Raw genomic sequence first — 23,242 nt, 5'->3', positions numbered from 1 at the left:
AAACGTCCTACAAAAGAAAAAGAGAGTAAAGAAGGAAGAAAAGAGCATGCGACAATGGATTGATGTTCAACGAAAATTGTTGCCTGATCTTCTCGTGATTATGCAAAAGCGATATGAAATTTTGCAGCACATTCGGTTAATGCAGCCGATCGGACGACGAACGTTGTCGCTCAACTTAGGCATTAGCGAGCGCGTTTTACGTTCGGAAGTGCAGTTTTTAAAAGAGCAACATTTACTTGATATTACAGCTGCAGGCATGAGCATTACAGCTGAAGGAAATGATGTGCTCATACAGCTAGAAGATATGATGCGAGAAGTATTAGGGTTGAAAGAATTAGAAAGAAAAATAAAAAAGAAGCTTCCTGTCGAAGACGTCATTGTCGTTGCTGGTGATAGCGACCAGTCTCCTTGGGTGAAAAGAGAAATGGGAAGAGCTTGTGTCTCACGAATAAAACATTCGCTAAAAGGGAATGACATTGTTGCGGTGACGGGTGGAACAACCCTTGCTGCTGTTGCTGAAATGATGACACCCGACCTAAAATATCGCGATGTGTTATTCGTTCCAGCACGCGGTGGGCTTGGAGAAGATGTAACAAACCAAGCGAACACGATTTGTGCGCGCATGGCTGAAAAAGCGATGGGGCATTATCGTTTGTTGCATGTTCCTGACCAGCTAAGTGCTGAAACGTATCAATCGATTATTGAAGAACCTGCTATTCGAGAAGTACTAGAATTAATTAAATCATCAACGATCGTCATTCACGGAATTGGCGATGCGAAAACGATGGCGGAACGAAGAAAAACGCCGCCAGAAGAAATGAAAAAAATTGAACAAAACGAAGCGGTGGCGGAAGCGTTTGGATATTACTTTAATCAGCACGGAGACGTCGTGCATAAAGTAAATACAGTTGGCATTCAGCTCGAAGATGTACGCCACGTTCCTTGCGTGATCGCGGTTGCAGGAGGAGCTTCGAAAGCAAAAGCAATTCAAGCGTATATAAAACAGGCGAATCAGTGCATCTTAATTACAGATGAAGGTGCAGCAAAACAGTTAGTACGGGATGATTCATCCCTCTAAAATATATCCTTACAATTCCAAAGGAGGACAAAAACGATGGCAGTAAAAATTGGTATTAACGGTTTTGGTCGTATCGGCCGCAACGTATTTCGTGCAGCATTAAAAAATCCTGAAATTGAAGTAGTAGCAGTAAACGACTTAACAGATGCAAAAACGTTAGCACATCTTTTAAAATATGACTCTGTTCACGGCACATTAGATGCAGAAGTGTCTGTAAACGGAAATAACATCGTTGTAAACGGAAAAGAAATTATCGTAAAAGCAGAACGTGACCCAGCAAACTTAGGATGGGGCGATCTTGGTGTTGACATCGTTGTTGAATCAACAGGACGCTTCACAAAACGTGAAGATGCAGCGAAACATTTAGAAGCAGGTGCGAAAAAAGTAATCATTTCTGCACCAGCGACAAATGAAGACATTACAATCGTAATGGGCGTAAACCAAGACAAATATGACCCAGCAAACCATCATGTGATTTCAAACGCATCTTGTACAACAAACTGCTTAGCGCCATTTGCAAAAGTATTGCATGAAAAATTCGGTATTATCCGCGGAATGATGACAACTGTTCACGCATATACAAACGACCAACAAATTCTTGACTTACCACATAAAGACTTGCGTCGTGCGCGTGCAGCGGCGGAATCAATCATTCCAACATCAACAGGTGCAGCGAAAGCCGTAGCACTTGTATTGCCTGAATTAAAAGGAAAATTAAACGGTATGGCAATGCGCGTACCAACACCAAACGTTTCTGTTGTTGACCTTGTTGCTGAACTAGAAAAAGAAGTAACAGTTGAAGAAGTAAATGCAGCATTAAAAGCGGCAGCAGAAGGTGAATTAAAAGGTATTCTTGCTTACAGCGAAGAGCCACTTGTTTCTCGTGACTACAACGGCTCAACAGCTTCTTCAACAATCGATGCACTTTCAACAATGGTTATGGAAGGTCGCATGGTGAAAGTTCTTTCTTGGTACGATAACGAAACAGGATACTCTCACCGCGTTGTTGACCTTGCTGCATACATTGCGTCAAAAGGCTTATAATTTTTTGGATTGTTTGCCCAAAACGGTTTATAATAAATAGTTGGAAATACCGAGAAGGGGAGCGGGGATCATCCCCACTCCCTTTCTATGTACCACACGAATAAGGAGGCCTTTCCATGAACAAAAAAACAGTTCGTGACATTGATGTGAAAGGGAAACGTGTCTTTTGTCGCGTCGACTTTAACGTGCCAATGCAAAACGGTGTCGTTACTGACGATACGCGTATTCGCGCCGCGCTTCCAACCATTCAATATTTGATGGAGCAAGGAGCGAAAGTCATTTTAGCAAGCCATCTCGGCCGTCCGAAAGGGAAAGTTGTTGAAGAAATGCGTTTAAATGCTGTGGCAGAACGTTTGAGCGAACTGCTTGGTAAGCGCGTCGTAAAAACGGATGAAGCGTATGGCGATGCGGTGAAAGCTGCGATTGCACAAATGAATGAAGGCGATGTATTATTGCTTGAAAACGTTCGTTTCTATCCTGGTGAAGAGAAAAACGATCCAGAGTTAGCGAAAGCATTTGCAGAACTCGCTGACGTATACGTTAACGATGCGTTTGGTGCCGCTCACCGTGCACATGCATCAACGGAAGGGATCGCTCACCACTTACCTGCTGTGGCTGGCTTCTTAATGGAAAAAGAAATCGAAGTATTAGGAAAAGCATTGTCAAATCCAGACCGTCCGTTCACCGCAATTATCGGTGGTGCGAAAGTAAAAGATAAAATCGGCGTAATCGAAAACTTATTAGACAAAGTTGACAATTTAATTATTGGTGGCGGGTTAGCTTACACATTTGTCAAAGCGCTTGGCCACGAAATCGGAAAATCATTATTAGAGGAAGATAAAATCGAACTTGCAAAATCTTTTATGGAAAAGGCGAAAGAAAAAGGCGTGAACTTCTATATGCCTGTTGACGCAGTCGTTGCGGACGATTTTTCAAATGATGCAAACAAAAAAGTAGTGAACATCGATGAAATTCCAAGCGACTGGGAAGGACTTGATATCGGTCCGAAAACAAGTGAATTGTACCGCGACGTCATTTTAAAATCAAAACTTGTCATTTGGAACGGTCCGATGGGCGTATTCGAAATGGATGCGTTTGCGGAAGGGACAAAAGCAGTTGCTCAAGCGCTTGCTGATGCAGAAGGTACATATACGGTCATCGGTGGCGGCGATTCAGCAGCGGCAGTTGAGAAATTTGGACTTGCAGACAAAATGGATCACATTTCAACAGGTGGCGGTGCGTCGCTTGAATTTATGGAAGGAAAACAACTTCCAGGTGTCGTCGCGTTGAACGATAAGTAAGAAAGGGGTTAAAAGCGATGCGAAAGCCGATTATTGCAGGAAACTGGAAAATGCATAAAACGCTACAAGAAGCGCTTCAATTTATTGAAGAAGTGAAGCATGCCGTTCCTTCAAAAGAACAAGTCGATACGGTTGTATGTGCTCCAGCGCTCTTTTTAGCGCATTTAGTAGAAGCGGCAAAAGGAACGAATGTAAAAATTGGTGCGCAAAATATGCATTTTGAAGATCAAGGCGCATTTACAGGGGAGATTAGCCCTGTTGCATTAAAACATATCGGTGTAGAGTATGTCATCATCGGTCATTCAGAGCGCCGTGAAATGTTTGCAGAAACAGATGAAACAGTAAATAAAAAAGTGCTTGCGGCATTTAAACATGGACTTGTACCAATCGTTTGTTGCGGTGAGACGTTAGAAGAACGGGAAAGCAATCGTACAAACGAAGTGGTCGGCGCACAAGTTGAAAAAGCGCTTGCCGGTTTAACAGAAGAGCAAGTGAAACAAGTCGTTATTGCTTATGAACCAATTTGGGCGATTGGAACAGGAAAATCGTCTACAGCGGAAGATGCAAACAACGTATGCGGCTATATTCGTCAAGTGATTGCCAATGCATTTTCACAACAAGCTGCTGATGCGGTGCGCATTCAATACGGTGGTAGCGTGAAACCGGAAAATATCGGTGCATTTTTAGCAGAAGAGCATATTGACGGTGCACTCGTTGGCGGTGCAAGCTTACAACCACAATCGTTTTTACAACTCGTGGAGGCAGGAAAATGAGCAAAAAACCAGTAGCATTAATTATTTTAGACGGATTTGCTCTTCGTGAAGAAACGTTTGGTAACGCGGTTGCACAAGCGAAAAAGCCAAACTTTGATCGATATTGGAATGAATATCCACATGCGACGTTAACGGCGTGCGGTGAAGCGGTTGGACTTCCTGAAGGACAAATGGGGAACTCGGAAGTTGGCCATTTAAATATCGGGGCCGGTCGCATTGTGTACCAAAGCTTAACGCGCGTCAACATCGCCATTCGTGAAGGCGAATTTGAGCGCAACGAAACGTTTTTAGCAGCGATGGATCATGTGAAAAAGAATGGAACGAATTTGCACATTTTCGGACTTCTTTCAGACGGCGGCGTGCATAGCCATATTAATCATTTGTTCGCCCTCTTGAAGCTAGCAGCAAAAGAAGGCGTCAAACATGTGTATATTCACGGCTTTTTAGACGGACGCGACGTCGGTCCACAAACAGCGAAAACGTATATTCAACAGTTAAATGAACAAATTGCACAAATTGGTGTTGGCGAAATCGCTACGCTATCTGGTCGTTATTATTCCATGGACCGCGACAAACGTTGGGAGCGCGTAGAAAAAGCGTATCGCGCGATGGTGTATGGCGAAGGTCCATCATACCGTGATCCGCTTGCGTGCATCGATGATTCTTACGCAAATGGCATTTATGACGAATTCGTCTTGCCATCTGTTATCGTTCGTGAAGATGGATCACCAGTCGCGACGATTCAAGATAACGATGCGGTCATTTTTTACAACTTCCGTCCTGACCGTGCGATTCAAATTTCAAATACGTTTACGAACGATGATTTTCGTTCATTTGATCGCGGACCGAAACATCCGAAAAACTTGTTTTTCGTATGCTTAACACACTTTAGTGAAACAGTAAAAGGGTACGTGGCATTTAAGCCAACGAACCTTGATAATACGCTCGGTGAAGTATTATCACAAAACGGGTTAAAGCAATTGCGTATTGCAGAAACGGAAAAATATCCACATGTTACTTTCTTCATGAGCGGCGGTCGTGAAGAAAAGTTTCCTGGCGAAGAGCGCATTTTAATTGACTCGCCAAAAGTGGCAACATACGACTTAAAACCAGAAATGAGCGCATACGAAGTGACAGAAGCGCTATTAAAAGAAATTGAAGCGGACAAATTCGATGCGATCGTTTTAAACTACGCAAATCCTGATATGGTTGGCCACTCTGGGATGTTAGAACCGACAATTAAAGCAGTTGAAGCGGTCGACGAATGTTTAGGAAAAGTTGTTGATGCAATCATCGCTAAAGGCGGTATTGCGATCATTACGGCAGACCACGGAAATGCAGATGAAGTATTAAATCCAGATGGCAGCCCAAATACGGCGCACACGACAAATCCGGTGCCGGTCATCGTCACGAAAAAAGGCATTACGCTTCGCCAAGACGGTATTTTAGGCGACTTAGCGCCAACGATGCTCGATTTACTCGGCTTACAACAACCAAAAGAAATGACAGGAAAAACGTTAATTCAAAAATAAACTAAAGGAGAGATGAACGATGCCAACAATTATTGACATTTATGCTCGTGAAGTATTAGACTCTCGCGGCAATCCGACAGTAGAGGTAGAAGTATACACAGAATCTGGTGCATTTGGACGTGCCCTCGTTCCAAGCGGAGCATCAACAGGGGAATACGAAGCTGTTGAATTGCGCGATGGCGACAAAGGTCGTTACCTCGGTAAAGGTGTATTACAAGCGGTGAAAAACGTAAACGAAGTGATCGCGCCAGCGTTAATCGGTAGCTACGATGTAACAGAGCAAGTAGCGATTGACCGCGCATTAATTGCTTTAGATGGTACAGAAAATAAAGGAAAATTAGGTGCGAACGCCATCCTTGGCGTATCGATGGCTGTTGCGCGCGCAGCTGCTGATTACTTAGGTATTCCTTTATATCAATATTTAGGCGGCTTTAACGCAAAAACGTTGCCAGTGCCAATGATGAACATTTTAAATGGCGGTGCGCATGCAGATAACAACGTTGACATTCAAGAATTTATGATTATGCCAGTTGGCGCACCAAACTTCCGTGAAGCGCTTCGTATGGGTGCGGAAATTTTCCATAGCTTAAAATCGGTATTAAAAGCAAAAGGTTACAATACAGCGGTTGGTGATGAAGGTGGATTCGCACCAAACTTAAAATCAAACGAAGAAGCGCTTGAAACAATTATTGAAGCGATCGAAAAAGCAGGATACAAACCAGGCACAGAAGTCATGCTTGCGATGGACGTTGCTTCTTCTGAACTTTACAACAAAGAAACAGGCAAATACCATTTAGAAGGCGAAGGCGTTGTAAAAACGTCTGAAGAAATGGTTGCTTGGTATGAAGAGCTTGTTAACAAATATCCGATCATCTCGATCGAAGACGGCTTAGATGAAAACGACTGGGCTGGTCATAAGTTATTAACAGAGCGCCTTGGCAAAAAAGTACAACTTGTTGGTGACGACTTATTCGTAACAAATACGAAAAAATTAGCGCAAGGTATTGAACAAGGTGTAGGGAACTCGATCTTAATTAAAGTGAACCAAATCGGTACGTTAACAGAAACGTTTGAAGCGATTGAAATGGCAAAACGCGCAGGCTATACAGCGGTTATTTCTCACCGTTCTGGTGAAACAGAAGATAGCACCATCGCTGACATCGCGGTCGCAACAAACGCGGGTCAAATTAAAACAGGTGCCCCTTCACGCACAGACCGCGTGGCGAAATACAACCAATTGCTTCGCATTGAAGACCAATTAGGCGAAACAGCGGTATACGATGGAGTAAAAACGTTCTACAACTTGAAGAAGTAAAAACGCAAACAAGGATGCCTCACGTGGGCATCCTTTTGTTTATTATGTCAAATTTAAAAGAAGTATGTCGAAGAAAACATATTGACAAATAAAAATAAGCCCTAATATAATCGGTTTGTAAAAAAATGTATTAGGGGTGTGAGATAGTCAAAATGAGGAGGAAAATATGTAGCTTGATTTTGACTGGATTTTTTTGTTTTTTAGTTGTTTTTATGATGTATGTCGATTCAGTAAATGCAATGACTAATCGCTCGACTATTCTGCTAAAAGAAGAATCCTCCGATATGTATTCAATAACTATACCAATTACTCAAAAATCACAAATTACTCAACAGGATGTACATTCTTATGGGATAAAAGGATTTCTAGTTAAACAAGCAATTAAAATTATTAAAATTGCCACTGATAAAGGAGGAGACGTTTTAAACTATATACTCAAGTGGCTTGATAAAGACACAGCAAAATACTTTGAGAATAATAAAGACAAAGTAGTGAAATCACTAGATGATCTCGAAAATTGGGTTGATGATGCGAGTGATTTGGCTCAAATCACAATTAAAAATAAGTTAAACTCTTTATTAATGGTAGCAGGGGTACCTGGTACATATTCGTTACCTATCGCTGATGCTATTGCAAGAACGATTACTTGGTTAGTTCTTTAATTTTTATGTTTCATCAAAATGACATGGGGAGATAAAAATGAGAAAAATTTATGAATACTTATCAATCGAAGAAAAAAAGGAAGCAGTTAGAAGACTAAAACAAGATTTAATAAAATTAGAACAGGAGATATCCAAAAATAAGAGTTCTTTTTCAAGTTTTATATGTGAAGTACTGTACAGTACACGTGATAAATGGAAGTTGGAGATTGAGGAACTAGAGCGTGAAATAAGAAATAAAATGTAAGCTGGACACAGGAGTTACTTTTGCTATATTTATGGATAAAAAAGGAAGAAATGACCGCGTGGAAAAATACAACCAATTGCTTCGCATTGAAGACCAATTAGGCGAAACAGCGGTATACGAAGGAATGAAAACATTCTACAACTTGAAGAAGTAAGTGTATAAACAAGGATGCCTCACGTAGGCATCCTTGTTGCTCGTTGTACAAATGAATGTTGTTATGTTAAAATAAAACTATTGTGATTGATGTGCGTCGTTGGAGGTGTAAAGTATGCATACGTTTCTTGTTACGTTGCTTGTTATTGTTTCGATCGGAATGATTGCGGTTGTTTTATTGCAATCCGGTCGAAGCGCAGGGCTTTCGGGTGCGATTACAGGCGGGGCTGAACAATTGTTCGGCAAACAGAAAGCACGCGGGATTGATGCGGTGTTGCACCGTGTGACTGTTGTTCTTGCCGTGTTGTTTTTCGTATTAACAGTAGCTGTCACTTATTTTGAACTGTAACAGCGGTCCAGCGATGCGGATCGCTTTTTTCATGGAGAAGGGAGGAATTGTTGTGAAGCTAGTTGCACCACAACCGTTTACGTTTGAAGCAGGTGAACGGGCAGTATTGTTATTGCACGGATTTACAGGAAACTCTGCCGACGTGCGCATGCTCGGTCGTTTTTTACAAGCGAAAGGATATACGTGTCATGCCCCAATTTACAAAGGACATGGTGTGCCGCCAGAAGAGCTCGTTCATACCGGTCCAGAAGATTGGTGGCAAGATGTGATGAACGCTTATGAATATTTAAAACAAACCCATGAAAAAATCGCTGTCGTTGGATTGTCACTTGGCGGTGTGTTTTCGTTAAAACTTGGCTATACTGTTCCTGTCGTGGGCATCGTGCCGATGTGCGCCCCGATGTATATTAAAAGCGAGCAGACGATGTATGAAGGAGTTTTAGCGTACGCCCGCGAATATAAAAAGCGGGAAGGAAAAAGCGAGGAGCAAATCGAGCAAGAAATGACCGAGTTTGCGAAAACGCCGATGAAAACGCTGAAAGCACTACAACAACTGATCGCCGATGTGCGCGATCATCTTGATTATATTTATGCCCCTGTTTTTGTCGTGCAAGCGCGTCATGATGACATGATTAACCCAGATAGTGCAAATATTATTTATAACGGCGTCGAATCTCCCGTAAAACAAATCAAATGGTATGAGGAGTCAGGACACGTCATTACGCTTGATAAAGAAAAAGAACAGCTTCACGAAGACATTTATACATTTTTAGAATCATTAGATTGGTAATCCTCGAAAGGAGGAAGTAAATGAAGGAAAAATTATTAGCATTTATGCGCGATGAAGCGTATAAACCGCTTACGGTTCAAGAATTAGAAGAAGCGTTTCATATTACAGACGCCGCGGAGTTTAAAGAGCTTGTTAAAACACTTGTGGCGTTAGAAGAAGAAGGGTTGATCGTTCGAACAAGAAGCAATCGCTACGGGCTACCTGAAAAAATGAACTTAATTCGTGGGAAAGTGACAGGTCATGCGAAAGGATTTGCGTTTGTCGTTCCAGAAGATCCAACGCTTGACGATATTTTTATTCCACCATCAGAGCTGAAAAATGCGATGCACGGTGATACCGTTCTCGTGCGTGTAAACGGACAAGCAACGGGGGCGCGTCAAGAAGGAACGATTGTCCGCATTATTGAGCGTGGCATTACAGAAGTTGTCGGCACGTATACAGAAAGTAAAAACTTCGGCTTTGTCATTCCAGACGATAAAAAGATTGTGAACGATATTTTTATTCCGAAACATGCCGCAAACGGCGCAGTGGAGGGGCATAAAGTTGTCGTCCGCCTCACGACGTATCCGGAAGGACGCATAAGCGCAGAAGGAGAAGTTATTAAAATTTTAGGACATAAAAACGATCCTGGGGTCGATATTTTATCCATTATTCATAAACATGGATTGCCGCTTCAATTCCCTGAAGACGTCCTTGAACATGCGAACAGCATTCCTGATACGATTTCTGAAGAGGAGATAAAAGATCGCCGTGACTTGCGCAATGAGATGATTGTCACGATCGACGGGGAAGATGCAAAAGACTTAGACGATGCCGTGACGGTGACGAAATTAGAAAACGGAAACTACAAACTCGGCGTTCATATTGCGGATGTAAGCCATTACGTCACCGAAGGATCACCGATTGACCGTGAAGCATACGAGCGTGGAACGAGCGTTTATTTAGTAGATCGCGTCATTCCGATGATTCCGCATCGACTGTCAAACGGTATTTGTTCATTAAATCCGAAAGTCGATCGGTTAACGTTATCGTGCGAGATGGAAATTAACGATCGTGGCGAAGTCGTTCAACATGAAATTTTCCAAAGTGTCATTCGCACGACAGAGAGAATGACGTATTCCGATGTGAACCGCATTCTCGTTGATAAAGACGAGGCGCTTCGAGAAAAGTATGCTCCGCTTGTGCCGATGTTTGAGTTAATGGCAGAGTTAGCCGATATTTTACGAAACAAGCGCATGAAACGCGGTGCCATTGATTTTGACTTTAAAGAAGCGAAAGTGCTCGTCGATGAAAACGGCAAGCCGTATGACGTCGTGTTGCGTGAGCGTTCTGTTGCGGAGCGATTAATCGAGGAATTTATGCTTGCGGCAAATGAAACGATTGCTGAACATTTTCATTGGATGAACGTGCCGTTTATTTACCGTGTACATGAAGATCCGAAGCCTGAAAAATTGCAGCGCTTTTTAGAGTTTATTACGAATTTCGGCTATATTGTCAAAGGAACAGGAAACCAAATTCATCCTCGTGCCTTACAAGAAGTGTTAGAAGCGGTGCGTGGCGAGCCGGAAGAAATGGTCGTGTCGACCGTTATGCTTCGCTCGATGAAGCAAGCGCGCTATGACGCCGAAAGCCTCGGGCACTACGGACTATCAACGGAATTTTATACGCATTTTACGTCGCCGATTCGTCGCTACCCAGACTTAATCGTCCATCGTCTTATTCGCACATATTTAATTCATGGGCAAATCGACGAGCAAACGCAGCAAAAATGGGCGGAGAAGCTTCCGGAAATTGCGGAACATACGTCGAATATGGAGCGCCGTGCCGTCGAAGCAGAGCGTGAGACAGATGACTTGAAGAAAACCGAGTTTATGGAAGATAAAATCGGCATGGAGTTTGACGGCATTATTAGTTCCGTCACGAATTTTGGTTTGTTTGTCGAACTGCCGAATACAGTCGAAGGACTTGTGCACGTCAGCTATTTAACAGATGATTATTATCATTACGACGAGCAACATTATGCGATGATTGGTGAGCGAACGGGGAAAGTATATCGCATTGGCGATCAAATTACGGTGCGCGTCATTCATGTGAATAAAGAGGAGCGCATCGTCGACTTTGAAATTGTCGGCATGAAAGGTCGGAAAAACAAACAACCAAAAGCATCTCCTGTTGTCATTGAAGGAAAACGGAGAAAGAAAAAAGAAGAAGAGCCATGGCCAACGAAAAAAACGAAGAAAAAGAAAAAGTTTTATGAAGATATACCAAACATGAAAAAGAAGAAAAAGAAAAAACGATAAGAAAAGCCTCGTCAGTAGAGGCTTTTCCTTTCTTATCATTTTTGTTAAAATATTCGTTGTCTGAAGGGAGGGAAACAAATGCCAAAAGGGGAAGGAAAGCTCATTGCTCAAAATAAAAAAGCGCATCACGATTATTTTATCGAAGAAACGTACGAAGCAGGACTTGTGTTGCAAGGAACGGAAATTAAATCGATTCGCGCTGGAAAAGTGAATTTAAAAGATTCATTCGCAAAAGTGGAAAAAGGCGAAGTGTTTTTGCATAATATGCATATTAGTCCGTACGAACAAGGCAATCGCTACAATCACGATCCGTTGCGGACGCGCAAATTATTGCTTCACCGTCGCGAAATTAATAAGCTTATCGGTTATACGAAAGAGCAAGGCTATACGCTTGTGCCGTTAAAACTATACATTAAAGATGGCTTTGCGAAATTGTTGTTAGGGGTCGGAAAAGGAAAGAAAAAATACGACAAACGGGAAGATATGAAAAAGAAAGAAGCGCAACGCGAAGTAGAACGTGCATTTCGTGAACGTCAGAAATAATCCAAGAAGTTACAATTGCAAATGATCGGGAATGTGCTATAATAAATGATGTCAGCCAGTTATAAAAGCTTAAGCTTCCTTCGTACGTTTCTCTTATACGGGGACGTTACGGATTCGACAGGGGTAGATCGAGCTTAAGCTGCGAGCCGAGGGGATCGTCCTCGTAAAAACGTCACTTAAAGATAACTGGCAAAGAAAACTACGCTTTAGCTGCTTAATTTATGCGGCTAGCTCCTACCGCCATCGCCCATGTGGCGGCCTAGGGGTTCATAACAAGTGGGCTACGCCTAAGTCCGCCGTCTGAGGACGAGGGAAGAGATCAATCAGACTAGCTGCTCGGATGCCTGTCGGTAGGCGGAAGAAGCGGCGAAAGCGAAATATACCGACTACGCTCGTAGACGCTTAAGTGGCGATATCTCTGGACGTGGGTTCGACTCCCACCGTCTCCATACTTAGTAAAGAGGAAAACGACTGCGTTGGCGGTCGTTTTTTATTTTGGATACGTTTCTATCGTTTATAACTTTTATATGCGAAAAACTAATTGACAAAGATTATCAATATCGATTATCATATTATTCGTAAATGATAATGATAATCATTAGAAAGGAGAAAGGGAAATGAGGAAATTATTTTCTTATGTCCTATCTTTATGTTTGCTTGTCGGGTTGTTTGCTTTCAACGGTGGGACGGCTGAAGCCGCGACCGGGCTAACCATTAAAGATTTAGCCGGGCGAACAGTGACGTTTGATCGTACACCAAAACGTGTTGTTGTACTAAGTCCGGGGGACTTACATACGCTTCAAGCGCTCGGTGTACAAGTCGTAGGGCGACCGACTTCTGCTACACCTGTGGATGCAAGTTTACAATCTGTTCCGCAAGTAGGAAACATTCATCAACCAAACTTCGAAAAAATCGTTAGTTTACAGCCGGATGTAGTGATTGCAGGGACATCTTTTTTAGGGCATATTCAAAAAGCGCAATCATTGGGATTGAAAGTCGTTATCACTTCTGGGAGTTCTGTGAATGATATTAAATCGTCCATAACATTACTAGGAAAATTGTTTAACAAAGCACAGAAAGCGAAAGTGTTAGTTGGAAAGATTGATAGCAAAGTAAAAAAATATAGTAAAACGAAAACGAAAGTACGTGCGGTTATTTTATTCGGTTCAGGGGCTAGTTCGCTTGTCGCCTTACCGACATCATTTTCCGGTGATGTATTAGCGAAAGCTGGTGGAGAAAATATTGCAGCAAGCTTTTCGCAACTGAAAGACTATCCCGGATACGCTAATTTAAGTACGGAACGCATTATCGCGAGCAATCCAGATGTGATTTTCATCATTACACATGCGAACCATGCTGAAACAAAAAAAGCAATGATTAAGTTAATGTCAACAAGTTCATGGCGTAACTTGAAAGCGGTGAAAAATAAAAACGTCATCTTTTTACCAAGTGAACTGTTTGCTGCGAGCCCTGGAGTGAAAATCACAAACGCATTAGATCATATGAATAAAGAGTTATTAAAAGTGCGAGCGAAAATGAAAAAGTAATAGATGAGGGATCACATGATGGAAACATCTCTTAGTGAAATACAGAAAAGAAAGCATCCTTATGCGCAAAGAAGAATATGGACGTTCGTTTTTCTTCTCATCTCCATTGTATTCGTATGTTTATATTCGATCATCACAGGAAGTGTGAAGTTGCAATTGCATGAAGTTTGGGAAGGGCTTACGGGAGAAAAAGATTCGATGTTTTATACGATCGTATGGGACTTACGGTTGCCTAGAACGATCGTTGGCTTAATTGTAGGCATGTGTTTATCTATTTCTGGAACGATTATGCAAGGGGTAATGAAAAATCCGCTTGCTGACCCTGGCATTATCGGTGTATCGTCAGGGGCGGCATTAATGGCGGTCATTATTACAATTGTACTGCCGCAATATATCATTTTGTTGCCGTTTGCAGCGTTTATCGGAGGATTTGTCACAGCGATGCTTATTTACGCTTTAGCATGGCAAGGTGGTTCATCCATTGCAAGAATTATTTTAGTCGGTGTTGCCATTAACGCCATTATTGGTGCGACGATGAGTGCGATTATGTTGTTGTATAGCGATCGCGTGCAAGCGGTTCTTCCTTGGATGGCAGGCGTCATTTCAGGGGCGACGATGGAGCAGGCAAAGTTGTTAGCGCTTTATAGCATCCCAGGATTGATTTTGTCGCTTCTTGCTATTCGGCACATTCGCATTCTCCATTTGGGAGATGAAATGGCGAAACTGTTAGGACATCATGTCGAACGTTCCCGTTTCTTTTTAATTGTCATTAGTACGTTTCTAACAGGTATTGCGGTCAGTGTTTCTGGATTAATTGGTTTCATAGGTCTTGTCGTTCCACACATGATTCGACTTATTGTTGGAAGCGATGATCGTTTTGTATTGCCGTTATCAGCATTAGGGGGCGGGGCGTTTCTTGTGTTTGCTGATACGATTGCGCGCAGTTGGTTTGATCCAATTGAATTGCCGGTTGGGTTATTGCTTTCATTTTTAGGTGGACCGTTTTTCTTATATATTCTCCATAAAAGGGGGAATGTGCGTGCTTTCGGCTAAACATATCACATATCAACATTCGGATCATTTTTGTATTGAAGATATTCATATTGACATTCAAAAAGGAGAAATTGTCAGCCTGATCGGACCAAACGGTTCAGGAAAATCGACGCTTCTTCGTCTCCTTTCTCATGTATTAAAGCCAATTGGTGGGACCGTTTTGTTGGACGGAAGTGAAATTCATACGTTAAGTCGTAAGGCGATCGCTAAAAAAATGGCGATGTTGCCCCAAACGAACAATCATCAATTAGATATGACGGTTCGAGAACTTGTTGAGTTTGGTAGAAACCCTCATAAAGGTTGGTTTCAATCGTTAAATGAAGAAGATGAAAAAGTGATTCGTTGGGCATTAGAAATGACAAATTTGCAATCGTATGAATATCGATTTTTACACTCTTTGTCTGGTGGGGAGCGTCAACGTGCATGGATTGCGATGGCGTTGGCACAACGGCCTGAAGTGTTATTGCTTGATGAACCGACAACATATTTAGATATTTCCCATCAATTAGAAGTGATGGAACTCATTCAAATGTTGAATCACCAATTAGGGATGACAGTCGTTATGGTTTTACATGACATTAATCAAGCGGCACAATACAGCAATCGAATGATTGTGATGAAAGACGGGAAGATTCAATATGATGATCGCACACAATGTGTGATTTGCAAACAAATGTTTCAAGATATATTCGGTATTGATGTCGACATCCGTTATGAAGGGGATAAACCATTTTTCATTCCTATCCGAAAAACGTGTCACATTCCATGTTTAACGTAGAAAAGGTGAGAAAACATTGGAAGAGAAAAAAAGAGAGCGCTATGTGCAGTTTGTGAAACAATGTAAAACCATGATGATCAGTACAATAGATGAACGTGGTGAGCCGTTTATTAGTTATGCCCCCTTTGTGATAGACGAAAGTCATTTTTACATTTTTATTAGCCGAACGGCTGAACATTTTCAATATATTGAACGTAATGAGCGAGTTTCGGTATTGTTGATTGCCGATGAAGCAACATCAACCAATTTGTTTGCACGAGAGCGCGTTCGATTTACATGCAAACGAACGCACATTGGCAACAACGGAAATGATCATATTTTTGCTAAGTTTGAGGACATTCACGGCAAACCGATGATTCGTTTATTGCGAAGTATTGATTTTTCGCTTTTTCAACTTACCCCGATGGAGGGACGTTACGTTGTAGGTTTTGGGCAAGCGTTTGATGTCGATTTAAACGGTGAACGATTTACGCATGTAATTGTTAATAAAAATGAGGAAGGGAGACTTGAGGGGCAATGAGTACGAAAAAATTTATAAATATGACGGTCATCGGTTTTATCTTGTTCAGTTTGCTTCTTTCTTTTCAACCAATTATTTCAGAAGCGAAAACGAATGTGGCTACCATCGTCAATGAAGCGAAGGCCCAAATGAAAAAAGCCCATACAACGTATACAGCGTATGTTCAAAAAACAGGGAGCATCCCGCCACATGCGACCGTTTTAGCTGAGTATAAAAAGGCCCATCAGTTATATGTACAAGCGAAACAAGCTATTCAAAAGTCTGCTGGGAAAGAGAAAAAGAAATATGTTAGCGACTTAGATGGTGTATATAAAACGTATATGGCTAAACGAGTCATTCCGTATTTGAATGCTTCTGTTGTATTTGAAGGATCTAAAAAGATGAGAACGGCTTTGGAGCAAGCAATTGTTGATGAAGATATGGATGCGTTGCAAGTAGCGCATAAACAGTTGCAAGTATACGTGCAAAATCGTCAACTTCGTGTATATAACAGTGTATCCGAAGCGAATGTTCGAAAACTACTTTTAGGAGAATTTTCGAAAAGTAAGGCGCTCTATGATAAATATGCAAATGATGTGAAAGTGTATGAGCAACTATTAAAAGCGAATGAATACCTCGAAGATGGGAAGTTCGCTGAAGCGAAAAAAGTGCTTGATGCAGTCAATGCATTATTATCAAACCTATCGGATACGTTTCGGGCAGATTTGACAAATGAATATCACAACTTATCCGAAGTGTATAACGATTTAATTACACCTCCTGTAGCCGAGCTAGATTATGTAGAAGCAACGAACGGTGCGCTTACGTTATATTTTGATATCCCTGTTTCTTCATTAAGCGCAGCAAATATGAAAATAACGGTCGCGATTAATAAAGGGGAGGAGCAAGTTGTCCAACCGGCAACGATTACGCTAAGTGAAGACCGAACAGTAGCTACGATTGTAGTTCCAACGATCTCGGAAAAAGATGAAGAGCAGTCTGTTGTATATGCAGTTGAGTATGCAGGGAAAAAAGTAACTGCTGATCCTTTCGCGGTTTTAAACAAATAAAAGGGAGAGATGATACATGTACGTTGTTACAAATGCGATTCGTGTAAAAAAAGGATATGCTTCACAACTTGTTGAGCGATTTAAAGAAAGAAAAGGGATCGAACAATCACCTGGGTTTATTCGTTTAGAATTGCATGTGACACAAGGGCTTGAAGATTATGATGAGGTACGTGTATGCACTACGTGGGAGAACAAAAAATCGTTTGAAGCTTGGACGCAAAGTGAGGCATTTCGTAAAGCGCATGAGCAAAAAGCAAAAGATCGTCCTGACTATGTGCTTGGAAACCAAATGTTTTCATATGAAGTTGCCCTTTCTTTTCAAGCATAGAAAAAAGCTAGGGAGCTAGTGCTCCTTAGCTTTGTTTAATAGTACCATCCGCCGCCATATGGGTAAAACGGATATGGACGTGGTGGGTAGTAATATGGGCGTGGTGGATAAAACGGATAAGGTGTTAATGCACTGCCAAGCAATCCACCTAAAAAGCCCCCGAAAAACGGTGCACCAAAAAAGCCGAAAAACGGTCTGCGACCATACATTGAGCATTCCCTCCCTATACATTCTTCATTACATTGATAATGTATGCAGGGCATTTGTCCAATGGTTGGGCGTATAATAAAAACCGACTGCATAAGCAGCCGGTCTTTTGTTATTGCATCATATTGTTGTATGGGAATTGGCTCGCGTATCCTTGAAATTGTTGATATGATTGTTGTAATTTTTGTTGATCTGCTTGTTCAAGCGCATACCAACCTTTTTTAAACATTAAGTTGTACAATTCACGTTGGCAATTTTGTGTTTCGGTGAACATATGCAAAATTTCATCATACAAATGTTGATGGCTTGCTTCGTTTAAAAATGTACAATAACTATCCGTCATATATTTTTCAGTTGATAACATATCATTAATAAAATCGCGATCGTTCATTTGGGGTGTTTTCGGAATTTGTGTTTCAGTATTTTGCACTTTCATGTCGTCATGTCCTCCTTATTGCATGTGTGCTGATGGCTGTAATTGATGTAACAGTTGTTGATAATGGCGTTGATGCATCTGTCCGACACGCTCAATCGCCTGTTTAATTTCTTGATCTTGGCATTGAGAAGCAAAAAAATGAGCTTTTTTCATCGCAAGTAAATTCCATGATAAGGCATCTGTCAAATAAAGGGCGTCTTTTGTTGAAATCATTTCAGGTGGTTGAGCCATCATCGCATGTTGTTGTGTATTCATTTGTTGTTGCATGATCATCCCTCCATGTAAAATCATGTTCGACTGTATATTGCCCACGTGCCGTATAGTTATACGTGTGTAGACAAAAAATATGACTATTCGACAAAAACATATTCAAGTGATTGAAAACGTGTTACAATACGGGTGGATGCGCTTGCAAAGGGGGTAAACAACAATGGAACAATTGATGCGCGACTTTTTCTTATTTTTGTCAAAAAACAAAACGTTAACAAAATTGGCGAAGCGGTACGGTCTTCGTTTCGGTGCGTCGCGTTTTGTAGCGGGGGAAACGATTGAACGTGCAGTAGACGTGATTAAAGAACTCAATCGTAAAGGACTAGCGGTCACCATCGACTACTTAGGGGAATTTGTTGATAATGAACAAGAAGCAAATGAAATGGCGAACCATTCGATTGAGGCAATTCGTGCGATTGGTGAAAATAAATTAAATTCACAACTATCGCTAAAAATGACATCGATGGGATTGGACATTTCCGATGAGCTTGTGATGAAAAATATGCGTCGCATTTTAGATGAAGCAAAAGCCCACGGGGTATTTGTGACAATTGATATGGAAGACTATTCTCGTTGCCAAAAAACGATCGATATTTTTAAGCAGTTGAAAAAAGAGTATGACAATGTCGGAACGGTATTGCAAGCATATTTGTATCGCACAGAAAAAGATATTGAAGATTTAAATGCGTATCATCCAAACTTGCGCCTTGTGAAAGGGGCGTATAAAGAGTCACCAGAAGTAGCTTTTCCAGATAAAAAAGATGTAGATGAAAACTTTAAAAAGATTATTAAAATGCATTTATTAAATGGCAACTACACAGCTGTTGCCACACACGATGATGCGATTATCGAATACACGAAACAGCTTGTGAAAGAACATAACATTCCAAATGATCAATTTGAATTTCAAATGTTATACGGCATTCGCCCGGAGCGCCAAGAACAATTAGTGCGCGAAGGATATACGATGCGCGTCTACGTTCCATACGGAACCGATTGGTATGGCTACTTTATGCGTCGTTTAGCGGAACGCCCAGCCAATGTGGCATTTGTGTTAAAAGGTATATTAAAGAAATAAAGGTGGGCGCATCCCACCTTTATTCATTCCCCATATTTTCTTTTCCATATTGTTGATTTTGGCTCGTCTTTTTTCCGCCACCATCACGTTCTACCGTTGGTCCTGCATTTCCTTTTACGCTTGCAGCACTTACCCCTGCTTTCGATGGGTGTTTTTTCATTTTCATCGTTATTCACCTCCTCTCGTATCATGTCCTAAATCGTTGACAAAATTCGCTACATTTATTTGTTGCGAAAATTTAAAATATAATTTATATTTAAGATAAAGGAAAAATGAATGACCATTCATTCAATTGGGATAAGGGGGAAGGAGAATGCGAATTAAAAAAGCAGCTGTTCTCGGTTCCGGTGTCATGGGATCGGGGATTGCGGCGCATTTAGCGAACGTCGGCATTCCGACATTGTTGTTAGATATCGTACCGAAAGAGTTGACAGCGGAAGAACAAGCGAAAGGGTGGACGCTTGAGCATAAACAAGTACGCAATCGCATTGTCAATCAAGCGGTTGAACGTTTGTTGAAACAAAAGCCAGCTCCGCTCATGTCGAAAGAAAATGTAGCGCTTATTGAAGTCGGTAACTTTGAAGACGATTTTCGCCGCTTAGCAGAATGTGACTGGATTATTGAAGTCGTTGTTGAGCGGCTTGATGTGAAAAAAAGTGTGTTTGAAAAAGTGGATGAAGTAAGAAAACAAGGAAGTATCGTTAGCTCGAACACATCTGGCATTTCCATTGAAGCAATGGCGGAAGGACGCTCGGATGATTTTAAAAAGCACTTTTTAGGCACGCACTTCTTTAATCCGCCACGTTATTTAAAATTGCTAGAAGTCATTCCGACAAAACATACCGATCCATCCGTTGTTGCGTTTATGAAACAATTTGGTGAGAACGTGCTCGGAAAAGGAGTCGTTCTTGCGAAAGATACGCCAAACTTTATTGCTAATCGTATCGGAACGTACGGCTTGCTTGTAACCGTGCGCGAAATGATGAAAGGTGGCTATAGCGTAGGCGAAGTCGATTCTGTGACAGGTCCTTTAATTGGCCGCCCAAAAAGCGCCACGTTCCGCACGCTTGATGTCGTTGGATTAGATACGTTTATTCATGTGGCGAACAATGTGTTTGAAAAAGTAGAAGGTGAAGAAAAAGAAGTATTTACTGTTCCATCTTTTATGAAAACAATGGTTGAAAAAGGATGGCTCGGCAGTAAATCTGGTCAAGGATTTTTCTATAAGAAAGGAAAAGACATTTTTGAATTAAATTACGAAACGCTTGAGTATGAACCGACGAAGAAATTAAAGGCACCGTCTGTTGAAATGAGCAAACAAGCAAAAGGAACAGCGAATAAATTGAAAGCGCTTGTATATGCGAACGATCGGGCAGGGCAATTGCTTTGGAACATTTTAAGTCCAACGTTATTATATTCGGCTGAGCTGCTTGGAGAAATCGCAGATGACATCGTAGCGATTGACCGTGCGATGAAATGGGGTTTTGGCTGGGAGCTCGGTCCTTTCGAAACGTGGGATGCGATCGGTGTGAAGCAGTCTGTTGAAAAAATGAAAGCGGAAGGTCGCCAAGTTCCATCATGGGTAGAACAGATGTTGGAAAACGGGCATGAAACGTTTTATAAACACGAACATGGCCGAGTATCGTACTACGATCGTGGGCAATACAAACCGGTTGAAGAAAACGAAAAAGTCATCCATATTCAACGCTTAAAAGAACAAAAAGGGGTGATTAAGAAAAATAGTGGTGCAAGCTTGATCGACCTCGGTGACGATGTGGCGTTACTTGAGTTTCATTCACCAAACAATGCGATCGGTTTTGATATTGTTCAAATGATTAACTATGCGTTAGAAGAAGTTGACCGCAACTATAAAGGACTTGTCATCGGAAACCAAGGGAAAAATTTCTGCGTCGGTGCGAACCTTGCGATGATTTTAATGGAAGCGCAAGATGACAACTATTTTGAAATCGAAATGGTCGTTCGTCAATTCCAACAAGCGATGATGAATATTAAATATAGCGCAAAACCGGTTGTCGTTGCCCCATTTGCGATGACGCTTGGCGGTGGAACGGAAATTTGCTTGCCAGCTTCACGCATTCAAGCATCGGCCGAAACGTATATGGGACTTGTCGAAGTCGGCGTTGGTCTCATTCCTGGTGGCGGTGGAAATAAAGAGCTGTATATTAAACATTTGAGCGGCATGCCGAACGGTGTGGAATTTGATCTACAAAAAGTTGCAAATAAAGTGTTTGAAACAATTGCGATGGCGAAAGTATCAACGTCTGCCGCGGAAGCGCGTGAATTGAATTTCTTAAACGGGCAAGATGGCATTTCAATCAATGGCGATCATCTCATTCATGACGCAAAACAAGCGGTGTTAGCGTTATATGAGAGCGGATACAAGCCACCGGTGCGTAAAAAAATTCCGGTTGTCGGAGAAACAGGCTATGCGACGTTGTTGCTCGGTGCGCAAGGAATGTATCATTCCGGTTACATTTCGGAGCATGATTTAAAAATCGCGAAAAAACTTGCTTACGTCATTGCTGGTGGAAGCGTACCGTACGGAACAGAAGTGGACGAACAATATTTGCTTGATTTAGAGCGGGAAGCATTTTTAAGCCTTGTCGGCGAGCCGAAAACACAAGCGCGCATGCAACATATGCTTGTGAAAGGAAAACCGTTAAGAAACTAAGGGGGGATTGACGTGAAAGAAGCGGTCATCGTTGCCGGAGCGCGTACGCCTGTCGGCAAAGCGAAAAAAGGGACGTTAGCTAACGTCCGACCAGATGATTTAGGGGCGATCGTTGTCAAAGAAACGTTGAAACGAGCAGGGAACTACGAAGGAAATATTGATGATCTGATTATCGGATGTGCCATGCCAGAAGCGGAACAAGGACTAAATATGGCGCGCAACATTGGTGCGCTTGCTGGTTTGCCATACACGGTGCCAGCGATCACGATTAACCGTTATTGTTCATCAGGACTACAAGCCATTGCTTATGCGGCTGAAAAAATTATGCTTGGACACGCGGATACAATTATTGCTGGCGGCGTGGAGTCGATGAGCATGGTGCCGATGATGGGGCATGTCGTACGTCCGAACGTGAAGCTCGCAGAAAGTGCGCCAGAGTACTACATGTCGATGGGGCATACGGCTGAGCAAGTGGCGATGAAGTACGGTGTGACGCGGGAAGAACAAGATGCATTCGCGGTTCGTAGCCATCAAAGAGCAGCAAAAGCGATTGCAGAAGGAAAATTTGTCGATGAAATTGTACCAGTTGATGTGACTGTCCGTCATATTGAAAATAATAAATTAGTAGAAAAAAAGGTGACGTTCAGTCAAGATGAAGGGGTTCGCCCAGACACAAATATGGAGACGCTTGCGAAGTTGCGTCCTGCGTTTTCGGTAAACGGAACAGTAACAGCTGGAAACGCTTCACAAACGAGTGACGGAGCAGCTGCGGTGATGGTCATGGATCACGAAAAAGCGAAAGCGCTCGGTTTACAACCACTTGGTAAGTTCCGTTCGTTTGCAGTGGCAGGTGTTCCACCAGAAGTGATGGGCATCGGTCCGATTGCAGCGATTCCAAAAGCACTTGAGCTTGCGGGACTTGAGCTTTCTGATATCGGTTTAATTGAATTAAATGAAGCGTTCGCATCGCAAGCGATTCAAGTCATTCGTGAACTCGGATTAGATGAAGAAAAGGTGAACGTGAACGGAGGAGCGATTGCTCTCGGTCATCCGCTCGGTTGCACAGGAGCGAAGTTAACGTTGACGCTTTTACATGAAATGCGTCGTCGCAATGAGCAATTTGGTATTGTCACAATGTGTATTGGCGGCGGTATGGGTGCTGCGGGTGTATTTGAATTATTATAAGAGGGGGAATAAAGA

25 protein-coding genes, 1 other RNA gene and 1 pseudogene are annotated in these 23,242 nt (G+C 42.0%); 23 read left to right on the top strand and 4 right to left on the bottom strand.

The features are described from left to right. Positions 1-46 precede the first annotated feature (46 nt). The 20 genes and pseudogenes from AFK25_RS12900 to AFK25_RS12810 all read left to right on the top strand — a co-directional run bounded on the left by AFK25_RS12900 (position 47) and on the right by AFK25_RS12810 (position 17,359). Positions 47-1,078 (top strand): sugar-binding transcriptional regulator, encoded by a 1,032-nt coding sequence (locus AFK25_RS12900; RefSeq protein WP_009362290.1) that lies wholly within the window; start codon positions 47-49, stop codon positions 1,076-1,078. A 36-nt stretch (positions 1,079-1,114) separates the two neighbouring features. Further along, positions 1,115-2,122 carry a type I glyceraldehyde-3-phosphate dehydrogenase gene (gene gap / locus AFK25_RS12895; protein ID WP_009362289.1) on the top strand — a complete coding sequence of 336 codons (1,008 nt, stop codon included), beginning with the start codon at positions 1,115-1,117 and terminating at the stop codon, positions 2,120-2,122. Positions 2,123-2,238: 116 nt separating this feature from the next. Then, entirely contained in the window at positions 2,239-3,423 is a 1,185-nt protein-coding gene (locus AFK25_RS12890; RefSeq protein ID WP_035066251.1) for a phosphoglycerate kinase, read from the top strand. Between the two features lie 17 nt (positions 3,424-3,440). Then, entirely contained in the window at positions 3,441-4,196 is a 756-nt protein-coding gene (gene tpiA, locus AFK25_RS12885) for a triose-phosphate isomerase (protein ID WP_035066254.1), read from the top strand. After that, positions 4,193-5,728 (top strand): 2,3-bisphosphoglycerate-independent phosphoglycerate mutase, encoded by a 1,536-nt coding sequence (gpmI, locus tag AFK25_RS12880; protein ID WP_035066268.1) that lies wholly within the window; start codon positions 4,193-4,195, stop codon positions 5,726-5,728. The genes tpiA and gpmI overlap by 4 nt, the downstream gene beginning before the upstream one ends. 19 nt (positions 5,729-5,747) lie before the next feature. After that, the gene (gene eno / locus AFK25_RS12875; protein WP_009362285.1) at positions 5,748-7,043 is read left to right on the top strand and encodes a phosphopyruvate hydratase; all 1,296 of its coding nucleotides are present in this window, start codon (positions 5,748-5,750) and stop codon (positions 7,041-7,043) included. 173 nt (positions 7,044-7,216) lie between these two features. Further along, positions 7,217-7,705, top strand: a complete 489-nt coding sequence (locus AFK25_RS12870) for a hypothetical protein (RefSeq protein WP_019417452.1) — start codon at positions 7,217-7,219, stop codon at positions 7,703-7,705. 37 nt (positions 7,706-7,742) lie between these two features. Then, entirely contained in the window at positions 7,743-7,949 is a 207-nt protein-coding gene (locus tag AFK25_RS12865) for a hypothetical protein (protein WP_019417451.1), read from the top strand. Between the two features lie 46 nt (positions 7,950-7,995). After that, positions 7,996-8,103, top strand: a pseudogene (locus AFK25_RS15320) (hypothetical protein); the annotation flags it as partial. Positions 8,104-8,217: 114 nt separating this feature from the next. Next, positions 8,218-8,451 carry a preprotein translocase subunit SecG gene (gene secG, locus AFK25_RS12855; RefSeq protein WP_009362284.1) on the top strand — a complete coding sequence of 78 codons (234 nt, stop codon included), beginning with the start codon at positions 8,218-8,220 and terminating at the stop codon, positions 8,449-8,451. Positions 8,452-8,482: 31 nt separating this feature from the next. Further along, complete coding sequence (locus AFK25_RS12850; protein ID WP_276202797.1) at positions 8,483-9,241, top strand: alpha/beta hydrolase; 759 nt, start codon at positions 8,483-8,485, stop codon at positions 9,239-9,241. Between the two features lie 20 nt (positions 9,242-9,261). Beyond that, positions 9,262-11,541 (top strand): ribonuclease R, encoded by a 2,280-nt coding sequence (gene rnr / locus AFK25_RS12845; protein WP_035066274.1) that lies wholly within the window; start codon positions 9,262-9,264, stop codon positions 11,539-11,541. 78 nt (positions 11,542-11,619) lie between these two features. Next, on the top strand, positions 11,620-12,084 hold the full coding sequence (gene smpB, locus AFK25_RS12840) for an SsrA-binding protein SmpB (protein ID WP_003399367.1): 465 nt from the start codon (positions 11,620-11,622) through the stop codon (positions 12,082-12,084). A 99-nt stretch (positions 12,085-12,183) separates the two neighbouring features. Further along, positions 12,184-12,536: a transfer-messenger RNA gene (gene ssrA / locus AFK25_RS14905) on the top strand. A 165-nt stretch (positions 12,537-12,701) separates the two neighbouring features. Next, the gene (locus tag AFK25_RS12835; RefSeq protein ID WP_035066277.1) at positions 12,702-13,631 is read left to right on the top strand and encodes an ABC transporter substrate-binding protein; all 930 of its coding nucleotides are present in this window, start codon (positions 12,702-12,704) and stop codon (positions 13,629-13,631) included. An 18-nt stretch (positions 13,632-13,649) separates the two neighbouring features. Then, positions 13,650-14,684, top strand: coding sequence for a FecCD family ABC transporter permease (locus AFK25_RS12830; protein ID WP_035066280.1), 1,035 nt, complete (start codon positions 13,650-13,652; stop codon positions 14,682-14,684). Next, complete coding sequence (locus tag AFK25_RS12825; RefSeq protein ID WP_035066282.1) at positions 14,671-15,462, top strand: ABC transporter ATP-binding protein; 792 nt, start codon at positions 14,671-14,673, stop codon at positions 15,460-15,462. Before AFK25_RS12830 ends, AFK25_RS12825 begins: the two co-directional genes overlap by 14 nt. Positions 15,463-15,478: 16 nt before the next feature. After that, on the top strand, positions 15,479-15,982 hold the full coding sequence (locus tag AFK25_RS12820) for a HugZ family pyridoxamine 5'-phosphate oxidase (protein WP_035048594.1): 504 nt from the start codon (positions 15,479-15,481) through the stop codon (positions 15,980-15,982). Then, a complete protein-coding gene (locus AFK25_RS12815) occupies positions 15,979-17,031 on the top strand; it encodes a hypothetical protein (protein ID WP_035066285.1) in 1,053 nt (350 codons plus the stop codon). The genes AFK25_RS12820 and AFK25_RS12815 overlap by 4 nt, the downstream gene beginning before the upstream one ends. 16 nt (positions 17,032-17,047) lie before the next feature. Continuing rightward, complete coding sequence (locus AFK25_RS12810; RefSeq protein ID WP_035066288.1) at positions 17,048-17,359, top strand: antibiotic biosynthesis monooxygenase; 312 nt, start codon at positions 17,048-17,050, stop codon at positions 17,357-17,359. Between the two features lie 35 nt (positions 17,360-17,394). Here AFK25_RS12810 and AFK25_RS15150 read toward each other — a convergent pair whose 3' ends face one another. From AFK25_RS15150 to AFK25_RS12800, 3 genes are all read right to left on the bottom strand, one after another. Continuing rightward, on the bottom strand, positions 17,395-17,568 hold the full coding sequence (locus AFK25_RS15150; RefSeq protein ID WP_009362281.1) for a hypothetical protein: 174 nt from the start codon (positions 17,566-17,568) through the stop codon (positions 17,395-17,397). A 110-nt stretch (positions 17,569-17,678) separates the two neighbouring features. Then, positions 17,679-18,002: a spore coat protein gene (locus AFK25_RS12805; protein ID WP_009362280.1), complete on the bottom strand. Its 324-nt coding sequence runs from the start codon at positions 18,000-18,002 to the stop codon at positions 17,679-17,681. 15 nt (positions 18,003-18,017) lie between these two features. Then, positions 18,018-18,269 carry a hypothetical protein gene (locus tag AFK25_RS12800; RefSeq protein WP_009362279.1) on the bottom strand — a complete coding sequence of 84 codons (252 nt, stop codon included), beginning with the start codon at positions 18,267-18,269 and terminating at the stop codon, positions 18,018-18,020. A gap of 163 nt (positions 18,270-18,432) precedes the next feature. Between AFK25_RS12800 and AFK25_RS12795 the strand changes: the two genes are divergently transcribed. Beyond that, on the top strand, positions 18,433-19,350 hold the full coding sequence (locus tag AFK25_RS12795; protein ID WP_009362278.1) for a proline dehydrogenase family protein: 918 nt from the start codon (positions 18,433-18,435) through the stop codon (positions 19,348-19,350). Between the two features lie 19 nt (positions 19,351-19,369). Here the strand turns inward: AFK25_RS12795 and AFK25_RS14900 are convergent, their stop codons facing one another. Continuing rightward, a complete protein-coding gene (locus AFK25_RS14900) occupies positions 19,370-19,516 on the bottom strand; it encodes a YuzL family protein (protein ID WP_009362277.1) in 147 nt (48 codons plus the stop codon). Between the two features lie 147 nt (positions 19,517-19,663). On the opposite strand from AFK25_RS14900, the gene AFK25_RS12790 reads away from it, so the two are divergent. Next, positions 19,664-22,042 (top strand): 3-hydroxyacyl-CoA dehydrogenase/enoyl-CoA hydratase family protein, encoded by a 2,379-nt coding sequence (locus tag AFK25_RS12790; protein WP_009362276.1) that lies wholly within the window; start codon positions 19,664-19,666, stop codon positions 22,040-22,042. A gap of 12 nt (positions 22,043-22,054) precedes the next feature. Next, positions 22,055-23,227: an acetyl-CoA C-acetyltransferase gene (locus tag AFK25_RS12785; RefSeq protein WP_009362275.1), complete on the top strand. Its 1,173-nt coding sequence runs from the start codon at positions 22,055-22,057 to the stop codon at positions 23,225-23,227. The last annotated feature ends 15 nt before the right edge of the window (positions 23,228-23,242 follow it).

Origin of the sequence: Anoxybacillus gonensis (assembly GCF_001187595.1) — a bacterium.
Taxonomy (GTDB): Bacteria; Bacillota; Bacilli; order Bacillales; family Anoxybacillaceae; genus Anoxybacillus; species Anoxybacillus gonensis.
The sequence above is the reverse complement of the archived record's forward strand: the minus strand, read 5'-3'. Positions and strand labels throughout refer to the sequence as shown.

Bases quoted from the DNA above. Each gene is read 5' to 3' on its own strand.
- AFK25_RS12900 (WP_009362290.1), top strand. From the start codon at position 47: ATGCGACAATGGATTGATGTTCAACGAAAATTGTTGCCTGATCTTCTC.
- tpiA (WP_035066254.1), top strand. From the start codon at position 3,441: ATGCGAAAGCCGATTATTGCAGGAAACTGGAAAATGCATAAAACGCTA.
- AFK25_RS12850 (WP_276202797.1), top strand. From the start codon at position 8,483: ATGGAGAAGGGAGGAATTGTTGTGAAGCTAGTTGCACCACAACCGTTT.
- gpmI (WP_035066268.1), top strand. From the start codon at position 4,193: ATGAGCAAAAAACCAGTAGCATTAATTATTTTAGACGGATTTGCTCTT.
- AFK25_RS12795 (WP_009362278.1), top strand. From the start codon at position 18,433: ATGGAACAATTGATGCGCGACTTTTTCTTATTTTTGTCAAAAAACAAA.
- secG (WP_009362284.1), top strand. From the start codon at position 8,218: ATGCATACGTTTCTTGTTACGTTGCTTGTTATTGTTTCGATCGGAATG.
- rnr (WP_035066274.1), top strand. From the start codon at position 9,262: ATGAAGGAAAAATTATTAGCATTTATGCGCGATGAAGCGTATAAACCG.
- eno (WP_009362285.1), top strand. From the start codon at position 5,748: ATGCCAACAATTATTGACATTTATGCTCGTGAAGTATTAGACTCTCGC.
- gap (WP_009362289.1), top strand. From the start codon at position 1,115: ATGGCAGTAAAAATTGGTATTAACGGTTTTGGTCGTATCGGCCGCAAC.
- AFK25_RS12790 (WP_009362276.1), top strand. From the start codon at position 19,664: ATGCGAATTAAAAAAGCAGCTGTTCTCGGTTCCGGTGTCATGGGATCG.
- AFK25_RS12830 (WP_035066280.1), top strand. From the start codon at position 13,650: ATGGAAACATCTCTTAGTGAAATACAGAAAAGAAAGCATCCTTATGCG.
- AFK25_RS12865 (WP_019417451.1), top strand. From the start codon at position 7,743: ATGAGAAAAATTTATGAATACTTATCAATCGAAGAAAAAAAGGAAGCA.
- AFK25_RS12890 (WP_035066251.1), top strand. From the start codon at position 2,239: ATGAACAAAAAAACAGTTCGTGACATTGATGTGAAAGGGAAACGTGTC.
- smpB (WP_003399367.1), top strand. From the start codon at position 11,620: ATGCCAAAAGGGGAAGGAAAGCTCATTGCTCAAAATAAAAAAGCGCAT.
- AFK25_RS12815 (WP_035066285.1), top strand. From the start codon at position 15,979: ATGAGTACGAAAAAATTTATAAATATGACGGTCATCGGTTTTATCTTG.
- AFK25_RS12800 (WP_009362279.1), bottom strand. From the start codon at position 18,269: ATGCAACAACAAATGAATACACAACAACATGCGATGATGGCTCAACCA.
- AFK25_RS12810 (WP_035066288.1), top strand. From the start codon at position 17,048: ATGTACGTTGTTACAAATGCGATTCGTGTAAAAAAAGGATATGCTTCA.
- AFK25_RS14900 (WP_009362277.1), bottom strand. From the start codon at position 19,516: ATGAAAATGAAAAAACACCCATCGAAAGCAGGGGTAAGTGCTGCAAGC.
- AFK25_RS15150 (WP_009362281.1), bottom strand. From the start codon at position 17,568: ATGTATGGTCGCAGACCGTTTTTCGGCTTTTTTGGTGCACCGTTTTTC.
- AFK25_RS12835 (WP_035066277.1), top strand. From the start codon at position 12,702: ATGAGGAAATTATTTTCTTATGTCCTATCTTTATGTTTGCTTGTCGGG.
- AFK25_RS12805 (WP_009362280.1), bottom strand. From the start codon at position 18,002: ATGAAAGTGCAAAATACTGAAACACAAATTCCGAAAACACCCCAAATG.